General features: G+C 54.9%; 12 protein-coding genes. 8 read left to right on the top strand and 4 right to left on the bottom strand.

What is annotated here, in order from left to right:
• Positions 1 to 8: 8 nt before the first annotated feature.
• Positions 9 to 404, bottom strand: a complete 396-nt coding sequence (locus EVJ29_RS10010) for a Spx/MgsR family RNA polymerase-binding regulatory protein (protein ID WP_070327923.1) — start codon at positions 402 to 404, stop codon at positions 9 to 11.
• A 174-nt stretch (positions 405 to 578) separates the two neighbouring features.
• Between EVJ29_RS10010 and EVJ29_RS10005 the strand changes: the two genes are divergently transcribed.
• From EVJ29_RS10005 to EVJ29_RS09990, 4 genes are all read left to right on the top strand, one after another.
• Positions 579 to 962 carry a DUF302 domain-containing protein gene (locus EVJ29_RS10005; RefSeq protein ID WP_131489724.1) on the top strand — a complete coding sequence of 128 codons (384 nt, stop codon included), beginning with the start codon at positions 579 to 581 and terminating at the stop codon, positions 960 to 962.
• A gap of 97 nt (positions 963 to 1,059) precedes the next feature.
• Complete coding sequence (locus EVJ29_RS10000) at positions 1,060 to 2,361, top strand: hypothetical protein (RefSeq protein WP_131489725.1); 1,302 nt, start codon at positions 1,060 to 1,062, stop codon at positions 2,359 to 2,361.
• 9 nt (positions 2,362 to 2,370) lie between these two features.
• Positions 2,371 to 3,621 (top strand): hypothetical protein, encoded by a 1,251-nt coding sequence (locus tag EVJ29_RS09995; protein ID WP_131489726.1) that lies wholly within the window; start codon positions 2,371 to 2,373, stop codon positions 3,619 to 3,621.
• A 367-nt stretch (positions 3,622 to 3,988) separates the two neighbouring features.
• Entirely contained in the window at positions 3,989 to 4,894 is a 906-nt protein-coding gene (locus tag EVJ29_RS09990; RefSeq protein WP_201739010.1) for a methyl-accepting chemotaxis protein, read from the top strand.
• A gap of 49 nt (positions 4,895 to 4,943) precedes the next feature.
• On the opposite strand, the gene EVJ29_RS09985 is transcribed toward EVJ29_RS09990, so the two are convergent.
• A complete protein-coding gene (locus EVJ29_RS09985) occupies positions 4,944 to 5,600 on the bottom strand; it encodes a M48 family metallopeptidase (protein WP_131464970.1) in 657 nt (218 codons plus the stop codon).
• Positions 5,601 to 5,717: 117 nt separating this feature from the next.
• Between EVJ29_RS09985 and EVJ29_RS09980 the strand changes: the two genes are divergently transcribed.
• The 3 genes from EVJ29_RS09980 (at position 5,718) to EVJ29_RS09970 (ending at position 9,308) form a co-directional block, all read left to right on the top strand.
• Positions 5,718 to 6,890 carry a MalY/PatB family protein gene (locus EVJ29_RS09980; protein WP_131469297.1) on the top strand — a complete coding sequence of 391 codons (1,173 nt, stop codon included), beginning with the start codon at positions 5,718 to 5,720 and terminating at the stop codon, positions 6,888 to 6,890.
• 70 nt (positions 6,891 to 6,960) lie between these two features.
• Positions 6,961 to 8,172, top strand: coding sequence for a hypothetical protein (locus tag EVJ29_RS09975; protein ID WP_131464974.1), 1,212 nt, complete (start codon positions 6,961 to 6,963; stop codon positions 8,170 to 8,172).
• Positions 8,169 to 9,308 carry a hypothetical protein gene (locus EVJ29_RS09970; protein WP_131464976.1) on the top strand — a complete coding sequence of 380 codons (1,140 nt, stop codon included), beginning with the start codon at positions 8,169 to 8,171 and terminating at the stop codon, positions 9,306 to 9,308. Before EVJ29_RS09975 ends, EVJ29_RS09970 begins: the two co-directional genes overlap by 4 nt.
• 58 nt (positions 9,309 to 9,366) lie before the next feature.
• Here EVJ29_RS09970 and EVJ29_RS09965 read toward each other — a convergent pair whose 3' ends face one another.
• Positions 9,367 to 10,377 (bottom strand): tyrosine-type recombinase/integrase, encoded by a 1,011-nt coding sequence (locus tag EVJ29_RS09965; protein WP_131505068.1) that lies wholly within the window; start codon positions 10,375 to 10,377, stop codon positions 9,367 to 9,369.
• Positions 10,378 to 10,393: 16 nt separating this feature from the next.
• Complete coding sequence (locus EVJ29_RS09960) at positions 10,394 to 11,446, bottom strand: GGDEF domain-containing protein (protein WP_131505067.1); 1,053 nt, start codon at positions 11,444 to 11,446, stop codon at positions 10,394 to 10,396.
• A 352-nt stretch (positions 11,447 to 11,798) separates the two neighbouring features.
• Here EVJ29_RS09960 and EVJ29_RS09955 point away from each other — a divergent pair, with 352 nt between their 5' ends.
• Positions 11,799 to 12,203 (top strand): CoA-binding protein, encoded by a 405-nt coding sequence (locus EVJ29_RS09955; protein WP_131505066.1) that lies wholly within the window; start codon positions 11,799 to 11,801, stop codon positions 12,201 to 12,203.
• Positions 12,204 to 12,240 lie beyond the last annotated feature (37 nt).

Raw genomic sequence — 12,240 nt, 5'->3', positions numbered from 1 at the left:
CGGCGCTCTTACTGTTTGTCTAATAGTCGTTTCAAGTCGGCGATCCGGTTATGCCGCGGGATGAACGTCCGGATCTCTTTCTCGCTGAACCCGATCTGGATCCGGTTGTCATCGACGACGATCGGACTCTTCAAGATCTGCGGATGCGTCGCGACAAAACTGTACAGTTCGCGGAGCGACATCTCGTCGAGCTGGTCGGCCGCTTGTTTGTAGACACTTTTTTGGACAGACAAGAGATCGGTCGTCCCGTTTTCGGTGAGCCGGAGCATCTCCTTGAACTCGGTGAACGACATTCCTTGGTCGGTCAATTTCTTCTCGATGAACGGGATATTCTGTTCGCGTAACCAATCGAGCGTCTTGCGGGAAGAACTGCAGCTTGTATGCGTGAATACGGTGACCGTCACGACAACCACTTCTCCTTTTCCTAAGGTTGGATTACTTTATTGTCTCTCGATTATACGGGTTCGGCGTAGAATATGTTTCAAATCACATATACTTTTTTCGAAATCGTCGGAACGATTCGTTTCAAGCGAGTTCGGGTACATGACGAGAGAGACAACAAACAAGGAGGGGCTTACATGTTTGATTATACGGTGAAGACGGATCAGTCGGTCGAAGCAGTGGTCGAAAAGTTGAAAGCGACGCTCAAGGACGAAGCGTTCGGCGTGCTGTGGGATTTCGACTTGAGTGATACGCTCAAAGAGAAAGGTGAAGCCATCGACGGGGACTATCGTATCCTCGAAGTGTGCAACCCGAAAGAGGCCAAGAAAGTCATCACGGCGCACCGTGAGGGCGGCTACTTCCTGCCGTGCAAGCTCGCCGTCTTCACGAAAGACGGGGCGACCCACGTCGGCATGCCGAAACCGACGAAACTGATCGAATTGATCGAGGACGAGTCGCTCCAGTCCATCGCACTGGATGTCGAGACTAGACTGACACGCGCCATCGACCGCAGTATATAAGAGATGACACCCGCCGACAAAGGCGGGTTTTTTTATGTTCTTTAATAAGTAAGATAATGGTAAAATTGGGTCATCAAGAAGACGAGGGGCGGAAACGTTGAAACAATCTGTCAAATGGATGCTGTTGAGCGCGGTTTTACTTTCCGGATGCGGAAAAGACGAGACGAGCGCGTTGAAATTGGATTATATCGATCACCATTGGACCGTGAATAAATATTCGCTTGAGGCAGAGCCGGTCACCGATATCGATGAGACGTTAGCGGCGTGCACGGGTGACTTGACGACGTCGCTAGACGGGGAGTTAACGGTCTTCGACACGGTCGTGGCGAGCCGGTCCCCCTTGACGAACTCAGGGGAAGATTACATGTTCAAAAGTGTGACATACGTCAAAGGGGATAAATCTTATGCAATCTGCCGCGATATGGTCTCTCATCGTCTCCAAGCGGAAGTGATTCCCTCTTTCCCAGAAGAGATAAGCGCGTCGACAGGAACTTCGATCGGCCGTGCTCCTGCCGTGTTACAGACGAAAGCCTCGGACGGAGCGATGTTCCTGCAATCAGAGGTAAAGAGCGGATATGACCATGAACTTGAATTGTTTCCAGATTCGTTATTCAGCTTCTCACAGGCGCTGTATGGGGAGATGGAGATCGCTGTCGAAGGTTGGCCGACGCTGTTCCCGATCAATACGTTCGAACCGGCGACGTCGTCGATGGGTGACGTCCAAATGATGATGGCTTTCAGTCCAGAAGAGAAGCTTCCGTACGTGTTGATGGGGCATCAGAACGGTTCTTTCTCGTCTCAACCGATTGAAGTCACGTTTGACGCGACCGAGGCGGCCCCGAGATATGAATCATTAAAAATTGAACGGATTCCGCTCACCGAACAGGTACTTGAGTCCGGCAAGAGCTACCCGATCTTTACGTTCACGTACATGAAAGACGGAGCGCCGATCACGGACACGGTGACAATCACGTATCGGGAAGAGACGTTCATCACGGAAGAAGAACGTGATCTTCAGCAGGAGCATACCGACATGCAGTCCATGTGGCAATCTGATGAACCGTTCGTCTATTTACATAAGAAACCGTTCAGCCATGAACAGCCTCTTGCTTATCCGGATGTCCTCAAGGCAGCCGGGACCGACATGACCGACTTGATCGACGCCATAGACGCGGCAGAATCGGTCAATCGCAGTGGGGATGCGGGCGAGTATCATCAGTTGACGATTCTCGATGGGCTGAAAGGCCAAGAGTTTGAAGTGACGTATAAACAGCGCTCAAAAAAGATAGATATCTTCTTGACGGATAAACTGACCGGTGAGACGTACAAACTGACGAGCGAAGGGGCCGAGACGTTCTTGTCCTACTTCCCCGACTTGAAGAAGAAACCGAAGAATTGAGGTGAACTGATGAAAAAGTTCGGATTAGGAATCTGTCTATCGCTATTCGTTTTGGCTGCAGGATGCGCCCGGGACCAAGAAGTAGTCCGATATGATGTTGTCGAGGCCCATTGGACGGCAGAGCACATCACACATGACCTTGAAGTGCAGGCAATCAAGGCCAAGGACATGTTGACCTATTGTGAACAAGGCGAGTTACTCAACGATATCGAGGAGGACCATCTATCCTTACTTGGCGTGACGTTTGCAAGCCGAATGCCGTTCACTGAGCCCGATACTGAAACATACGCCTTCAATGAGACATCGTTCGTCGAAGGTGATTCCGTTTACGCGCTGTGTAAGTCGGACCACGTTGAGGGATACCGGGCGGTCAAGCTGGAGGCAAGGCCGGAGTTTTTGAAAGACGAGACCGCGCGAGAGATTCCATTGCTACCTAGCGTAGTAAGCGGGACAGAAGAAATTCGGGAAAGGTTATCACGGGAAGAAGCGATCCATCCTTACGGGCAAGACCTCACCATTCGTCCATTCTTGGATAGTCTTTATACGATCTCGCCCGGTTTCAACGGGTCCATCGAGTTTGGAATCGGGGACGACGGGGTCTTCACACCGTATTTAGATTTTGCTCCTTACGTGGTCAGGGAGGACACTCATGTTGCGTTAGGATATGGCACGAAGACGAAGACGCCATACATGTTAATGTCGAGTGACGGGATTCACTATGGACAGCATTCGTTGAACGATGGCGAATTACTGGACGGAGTCGACAACTTAAGTGTCCGGACGCTTCTTGAAGGCGGTACGCTCGAACCGCTCGAACCGTTTCCGTTATACGAATTAACCTACGAGTCAAACGGTCAAAAGATGACGAAGACGATCTCGATTCGATTCAAACCGAATCCATTCATCACGGAGCCGACCGATACCGATGCCGTCTCGATCGGTTATGTCCATAAATACCCGTACCATCCCAGTGTCCCGTTTTACTATCCGGACGCAGTCAGCACCGAGGGGCAAGGCTATGAACGATTGACCGAGGCGCTCGAGACGGGGACACCTTCGACCAAGAATGGGGAAGCGGGAGAGTACATGTATTTGACGCTGCTGAAAGGAAATCGTGGTCAACAGTTCGAGTTGAGTTACCACAAACGTTCGCAGAAAGTTGATGTCTTCGTGAAAGATATGAACACGGACGAACAGTTCAAGTTGTCGAGTGAAGGTGCGAAAATATTCCATGAAATTTTCCCCAGTGCAGTGGAGTAAGCAGAGCGTTTGGTTTGATGAGACTTCGGCTGCAGCGACGATTGGCGGTGTCGATGAATCCGACAGTCGCACGCAACTGACCGAAGAATCGACAACTATGTAGAAGCAAATCTTTTTACAAGATCAGCACCGTCATTTTCACGAAAAGGTCGAATGGGACTCCTGTAAACGAGGAGTTCTTTTTTTGCGATTCATTGTCTGATAACCTGTGATGAAGTTGGTAAATACTTCAAACTCAAGATATTGACTTACTGTTAAAAACGGCGCTAGTCAGGACTTTTATCACAAGTTACACTTGAACTCGATTGTACTAACAAAGGAAAAATGTCCTGAAATAACTCAAATTATAAAGGTGGGAATTATCGGAATGATTGAAACGAGAGATGTCAGCCTATCGTCACCAGACGTGCTTCGCGCCATCGAAGCGAACATGGCGATGATTCGATTTGACCGCCAGCGCCGTGTCGTCGATGTGAACGACGCCTTCGCCAAGGCGATGAAATACAAACGCGACGAGATGATCGGGATGCAGCACCATCTGTTCTGTACGCCGAACTTCGTCAACAGTACGGACTATCAAGCGTTTTGGAACAAGTTGTTCGACGGGTTCAGCTCGGCCGACAAGATCGAGCGCGTCGACGCCCGGGGCGACTCGATTTGGCTCGAGGCGACGTATATGCCAATCTATGAGGGGGATGACGTCATCGGTGTCGTCAAGATCGCCTCGGACATCACCGAGCGGCAACAGACGATCGAACGATACGCCCGCACGTTCCGTGATATGGCCGAGAATCTTGATGACCGGGCCCGCCGTGGCATGGAGGAGAGCCTACATTTGAAGCGGACGATCGAGCGGCTCGAGTCGGACGCATCGGTAAACTTGAAGACGCTCGGCAACCTTCAAGACCAAGCGGCAGAGATCACGAAAATCGCCAGCACGATCAAAGAGATCGCGGCCCAGACGAACCTGTTGTCACTGAACGCCGCCATCGAGGCGGCGCGGGCAGGTGAACACGGCCTCGGCTTCAACGTCGTCGCGACCGAGGTCCGTAACTTGTCTCGTCTCGTCGAGCGCGCCGTCATCGAGGTCCGGGCCAACACCGAGGGGATGAACAAAGAGCTCGCCTCGATCGTCGACGGCGTCTCACGATCGAACGAAGACATTAATGCGAGTGTCAACATCATGGAAGCGACGCTCGAACGCTTCGGGAAGATCGAGCAGTCGGCCCAGTCATTGAACGGGACGGCCGAACAGTTCACTTCGGCGATCTGACGAAAAAACCAATTGAAGGAACCGCCACCGTCGTCGGTGGCGAGTCCGCTCAATTGGTTTTTTTGACGACGAGCGTATGACCGTGTTGTTTCAACCAGGCCATCGCACCATCGACGTCCGGATAAACAGAGGATAAAGTCGACCAAAACGATTTGGAGTGGTCGAAATGGACGAGATGCGTCCACTCATGGGCGATGACGTAATCCATCACCTCAACCGGGGCGAGCATGAGCCGGACGTTGATCGAGATCGTTCCGCGCGAGCTGCACGAGCCCCAGCGCGTCTTTTGATGGCCGATGCGGATGCGCGCGGCGCTCACCCCGAGCAGACGTTCATAGTGGGGCGCCCGCCCGGTGACATAAGTGAGCGCCTCGTCGCGGAGCCACGCCTCGTATGCGGCCCCTATCCTGGACTCGTCCCACCGGTCCGGGCAACGGAAAGCTGTCCCGTCGTAGTCGAAGGCGTCAACGGTGTTCGTGCGCACGAGCGGCACGGTCTCACCTCGATAACGGAGCCGGTCGTTCGGCAATGACGGGGCTTTAGGTAATGCCGCGAGCCGGTCGTTTATCCAGTCCGCATGCTCGCGTAAGATCGTCTCGACGACCCGGTTCGACAGTCGGGCCGGGATGCGGAGCTCGATCCCTTCGGCCGTTATGTAGAAAGCCGCTTTCTTTCGCCGTTTATGGCGGATGATACTTACGCTCATCGTTGTCACCTCCAAACACTGTTCTCGGTCGATTATAGCCGACGTCTCGAAAATCCGCCACGCTTTTGACGACCAGTTGCTTCAATTTTTGTTACAGTAGGGACAGGAGGGATCACTATGAAATCAATCTTACATCAACCGCTTGACCGAGTCGGCACCGACTCGGTGAAATGGGACGGCCTCGAGCGCTGGTTCCATGTGAAGTCTGACGTACTGCCGCTCTGGGTGGCCGATATCGATATCCGGACGGCACCTTCGATCTCGGAAGCGCTCGCGGCGCGTGCGGCGACCGGAGAGTTCGGCTATACGATGTTCGCGAAAGAAGCCCAGGAAGCCGTCAGCTCTTGGTACGGGCGGAGACACGGACTCGACGTCACCCCCGAACATGTGTTGTTCTCGAGCGGGGTCGTGCCCGGACTGACCCACATCGTCGAGGCGTTGACGAAGGAAGGGGACGGGATCGTCATCCAATCACCGGTCTATCCACCATTCCATGAACTCGTGACCGGGTTGAAACGCGTTGTGCGTGACGCCCCGCTCAAACAAGTCGATGGCAAGTATGAGATGGATTTTGACGCCCTCGAACACGCAATGCGACAGGCGAAACTGTTTTTGCTCTGTTCACCGCATAATCCGGTCGGTCGCGTCTGGACAGAGTCCGAGCTCGCTCGTGTCGTCGAGTTGGCGAGAACGTACGACGTTATCATCGTCGCCGACGAGATCCATGCCGATCTGACATATCCGTCGCAGCACCATACGGCGATCAATCGACTCGACGACCGGGTCATCACGGTGAGCGCCCCGTCGAAGGCGTTCAACATCGCCGGTTTGTTCGCGTCGTACATCATCTGTCCGGATGACGCCTGGCGCAAACGGATCATCCAAGTCCAAAACAAACACCACGTCCTACCGACACCGTTCGCCAATACGGCCATCATCGCCGCCTACACAGACGTCCGGGCGGAACGATGGCTCGACCAGCTGACGGCCGAGCTCGAGGAACAAGCCACCTATGTCGTCGAGCGCCTGAATGCCGAGTTACCCCGGCTGACGTGCTTCATGCCGGAGGCGAGTTACTTGTTATGGATCGATTTCGCCGCGCTCGGCCTTGAGCCCGAAGCTCGGAAGAAATGGCTCCACGAGGAGGTGCGGGTCTTCTTGTCACCGGGTGTTCCGTTCGGGGGGGCGGCGTCGACGTTCGAGCGTCTCAACTTCGGTACATCCCGGACGATCGTTGACGAGGCGCTCGGACGGATCAAGACCCATTCCGATGGAAAAGCGTTTGTATGAAACGAGAAACGGGAAAAATTTCAGAACGAGTCAGTCAAGATGACGTGGCGACAGAAAGCGAGTGAGGCAGATGGAGACGATCAATTGGAAGAAGAAGATGGAGGAGCAGCTGAGGCGTAGCGGGTTTACGCTAGAGGTTGAGAATATGGCCAACATCGGAATGACGGAGATCCACGCGTCCTCGTCGCCGTTGATCTCTTATCCGCTCCGCATCCGGCTGTATGTGCGCATGGGCTGGCTCATGTGTACCGTCGATGCGACGACGGTCGACCGGAGCGAGGACCACCCGTTGTTCGAGCGGATGATCGCAGCGGTGTTCGAACGGATCGTCCGGCATCTCTACCACGCCTACGACTTCCACGTCTTGACCTATATCGGGAACACCGGCAACTATATCGCCCCGAAAGACTCGGATACGGGGGAGATCGTCCGGTTGCTCGCCCAAATCTGGAACGACCGCTCGTACTTGCATCTCGAGACGTATGAGGAGTTCCCGGCGCTATATGTGACGCCGCCTTGGGCGCATCAGGCGTACGCCATCGAGAGCACGGACGACGAGTGGATCATCTACGCGGGGCGCAGCGGCCGTCAAGCGACCGACTACCGGGCCGATGGGGTCGAATTGCGCCCCCACCGTCTCGCCGAAGGGGACCTGTTCTTTCCGGTCGACCGGATCTCGAAACAGCACGGACCGTTGGCGCTCGCCGAATGGCTCCGGCTCGAGCGCAGGGAAGTCGAAGACTTCATGCTCGCGTTCATGCGAACGATCCGGAAGTTCGACCCGTCGTTCGGGTTCGCCTGGGGCGGGACGGACACGTTCTTCCACGGCGTACCGGTCGAACCGTACGCCCAAGTGCTTCGGCTCGAGAGCGGGAAGCGCCGTTATCGGGTCATGAACAACTCGGCGAAGCGGCTGTTCGCGGTCGCCGACGACCCGGTCGTCTGTCTGAAAGAAGTCGAGCAGACGTTGCGCACGGTCCGTTTACCCGAGAACCGGGTCTCGGCCCTCGGACAGCTCGTCATGGGAGTGTGGCAGCAGTTCGAGTCCGATGAGTCGACCTATATTCAAGAAGTCGCTTATCGCGGCATCTCCAAGTTTCAAATCGAAGAGAAGATCGGCCACGCGCTCGCGAACCAGCAACGGATCCGCTGGGTCGAGAAGGCAGACTCTCACCAGTCGATCATCGAGTACGCCCACCTTCGGATCTCGTTCCCGAAACGTCCTCCCGGTATCGTCACAGTCGAACCGATCGAATCCACTTATGAAAGAGGTGCTCTATGAGAATCGTCGATGCACGTGCCATGTCAATCAGCCACGAAGACTTGATCGCCGTCACCGAGTCGTCCGTGTACTACCGTGAGAAGACGGGGGAGACGAGCTTTTCCATCTTTCGATACGATGAAGCGGATGGCACCATCACGCAAATCAATCGCCGCGTCTTCGAAGACTATGGCATATCAAAACTGTTCATCAGCGCCGACCGTGTCTATTTTTTGAACGAGACCCCGGACCGGACCGGGGTCGTGAGCACGGAACTGATCGCGTTCGACTACCGTACAGGTGATGAAGAAGTGCTGACGACGTTCGAGAAACGGGGCAACAGCACGTTATACTGGGTGCTCGCCGACCGTTACTTCCTCTTTTTGACGAGTTTCGAGGCTACGGACGAGGCGTGGCTGTTCGACGCCGAGACGTCCCGCGAAGAACGTATTCGTGACGAGCGGCTCGTCGGCCATGCCGGGCGCTTCCGTGAACTGTATTTGTTCACGACGGAGCTCGAAGGCGTGTCTTACATTGTATGTAACGCACGGTTGGACGAGTTTGATTACTATGACGCGCTCGAATCGGGACGCATCTCACCCGATGACCCGATCGACCATTCCGAAGCGATTCTCATCTGTCCGCTCGACGAGGCGGTCGAGGCCGTTTGGTCGAAAGCGGACGAGATCCCGTTCGATGATTTGATCCGATTGCAAGGGGAGGGGGACACGGTCCAGTATCTCGGGGAGCGTGACAAAAAACTCCGGTTTGCGGCGTTCATCGACGCAGCCAATGAGGAGACGGTGTACGAACTGGCGGCACCGGACGTCCTGCACGAGCTCGCCGTCGTCGACTGGGGTGCCTATGAGCCGATCGATTTCACGTATGACGACGTCAGTTCGACCATCTTCATCAAGGTCGAAGAATCGATGGAGCATACGGAGTTGATCGATGCGACGACCGGGGCGAGATTTTTGGACACGTCACCGTTCGAACGGGTGCTCGACGCGAACTACTTCATCCACGAATCGGCCGATGGGCGCAACGGCGGGGTCAGCATCTTCAACTTGGAGGCGAACGAGCGACAGGCGTTCGAAGACGCTTATTATACGGTACTCGACGAGACGATCGTCATCTTGTCGACGAAACAACTGTAAAAGCACGGCCCTCTACGAATCGAGGGCCGTGCTTTTACAGTATGGTTTACATAATATATTATCGTAAACCGGATAACGCTTGTTTTTTCTTCTCGTCACCGATATGGGCATAGACTTGCGTCGTCGCCACCGACTCGTGACCGAGCAGTTGTTGGATCGTCAAGACGTCGACCCCGCTCATCGCCAACCGGGAAGCGAACGTGTGGCGAAGTTTGTGGGGCGTGACCTGCTTGTGGGTCAAGAACGGGAGATACGGTTTCAACCGGTCGATATGTCCTTTGAGCAGGTGTTGCACCGTCCTGACCGAGATGCGTCTTCCTTTCTCGGAACGGAACAGCGGCCCGTTCCCGTCTTGACGATGGTCAAGCAGCAACGGCTCGAGCGGGGAGGCGAGCGGGATGACCCGCTCTTTGTTCCCCTTCCCGATGACACGGATCGTCCCGGTCGCGAGGTCGATGTCGCTCCAGTCGAGCCCGACGAGTTCGGAGACGCGCATCCCGGTCAGTCCGAGCAGCTGGATGATCAGAAAATCACGGTCGCGGTTCCGTTCGTACCAGCTCGCCTCGCGGTCGGACATGCCGACGTTGCTGCGGACGAGCGTCGAGAAGTCGAGCCACTCGTGTTCCGTCAAATAGACCGGGTTCCGTTTGGCGCGCTTTGGACGCTCGACCGCTTGGAACGGGTTGTGTGACGCGATCCCGGACTCGATCAAGAAGTTGAACAACGACTGCATCGTCGACAACTTTCGGTTGATGACGCTCGGGGCGTTATCGAGCTCGAGCGCGAGATAGGACGCATAGGCATCCGCGCCCGCATAATCGAGTTCGACGAACGAGGCGAGGTCGACCGTGGTTGGGTCGACCTCGGATGCGCTCGCGGCCTCGACCCACCGGAAGAAGTCGAAGAAATCGTATAAGTACCGCTGCGCGGTCTGTTCTGAATAGTGTTTCGCGGCCAAATGGTTCAAGAAACGTTGGATGAAGCCGGGCATGCGCTCGTATCCGTTCAGCTTGAAACGCTGCGTCGTGACACGTGCCGGCGCTTGCCCGAGCTGGCGGAATATACTCAAAAAATCTCTCCTTTTGTTAACTGATCGATGTGACGATCCGGTCCTTGCCGGCCTGTTTCCCGGCCCTGAGGCGGTCGTCTGCTTCTTTGACAAGTGTGTCGACGGCCTCTAATCCGTCACGGCACGAGACGCCGAACGTCATCGTGACACTGAGGCGACGCCCGTCATAGATCGTCTCGGTCGTCTTGATCCGTTCCCGGAGACAGTCGAGCGTCTCTGCGACCTCATCTGCTGTCTGATTGCTCATGAACAGCAAGAACTCTTCTCCACCCCAACGGACACAGATCCCGTCGGTCCGCTCGAGGGCGGCGGCGACTTGTTTGAGGACGAGGTCGCCACAATCATGGCCGTGGCGCTCGTTGAACGCTTTGAAGTGGTCGATATCGGCGAGTGCGACGGCATATGGGCGGCCGTCTGCGACCGCTTCTGCGATGGCTTGCTCGATTCGTTGATAGCCGGTCATCCGGTTATACAGCCCGGTCAATCCGTCCCGTGAAGCGAGGACGTTCAAGCGTTCGTTCGACCGTTCTAACTCGGTCGTCACCTCGACGACCGAGTTCTCGAACACGAACGTCAGCCCGGCGATGAGTGCGATCGTCGACAGCAGACAAGTCAGCCCGATCACTTGCTCGATCATGGGGGCGAGCGGCTGTGTCCCGACCGTGACGTTCCAGTAGAGGAACCCGTAGATCGCCATCGCGAGCCCGGTCGACATGACGCGGACCAAGCGGCTGACGTTCGGCATGAAGAACACACCGTACGCCACCATGATGATGAAGTAATGGACGTTCGCGCCCCACCCGAGGACGATCGTCGAGATGATGGCGTTATAGACGACTTCGACGAACAGTCCGATAAAGAACGTCCGGTAGTACCGTTTATGTACGAAATAAAATGAGAGCGTGTAATAAAGAACGCTGAACACGTTCGACCAGGCGAGCACCGTGACGTCGAGACGCCAAAACGTGACCAAGAACACGACATGGATGAGCCATGCGAGCGCGTTCCCGTAAAAAGTGATGCGGTAATTATACAGTGTACCGCGACGTTCCTCATAGGCAGTCCCCACGTGAACACCTCCTCGTTCCAGTATACCGAAACTGTAAGGATTTGCCTACGCCTGTTCGAGAATCGAGTCAATCCACTCTCTGTAAACGTTGATTTCATGACGTTATAATTGCGTGAAATAGATATTTCACGCAAGGTTTATAGAAGCGTCGTTTGATTCGTTAAAACAGACGTGGTGGCATCTTCCGATTTAAGAGCGAATCAACAGGGTGACAATACATTATTATGTAAACCACTATGAGGGATATAAACTTTTGTTTCGACAGCCGTTCATCCGTTAGGCGAAAATAAAGCTTGAAACGGGGAACGAGGTAACGTTACACTGAGAACGTAAACAAAAGGGGGATTTCAGGATGGACGACCAACGTTTGAAACAACATCTCGCTGAAGCGAAGACGATCGCTGTCGTCGGTGTGTCATCGAACCCGAACAAGACCGCCAACCAGATTGCGGAGTATTTGCTCCTGCACGGGTATACGGTCATCCCTGTCAATCCGACGCTTGAGACGTGGAACGGCCGCAAGGTGTATCCGACGGTCGAGAGCATCCCGGGACGAATCGATATCGTCGACGTGTTTCGCCGGAACGAATATTTGGCCGGCGTTGCCGAGGACGCGGTCCGTCATGGGGATGTCGGACTCGTCTTTAACCAGCTCGGTCTGTCGAGCAAGGACGCCGAACGAATCGTTCATGCTGCCGGACTTGACTACATCGAGAACCGGTGTATTTACGTCGAGCACGCTCGACTCCTCGGCTGAGACCTGCCCCTGCGGCAGGTCTACTTTTTTTCACGCG

Origin of the sequence: Exiguobacterium sp. SH4S7, assembly GCF_004336795.1 — a bacterium.
In the GTDB taxonomy this organism is placed as follows: domain Bacteria; phylum Bacillota; class Bacilli; order Exiguobacteriales; family Exiguobacteriaceae; genus Exiguobacterium; species Exiguobacterium aurantiacum_A.
Note: the sequence above shows the minus strand (reverse complement) of the source record. Positions and strands in the feature narration are given on the sequence as shown.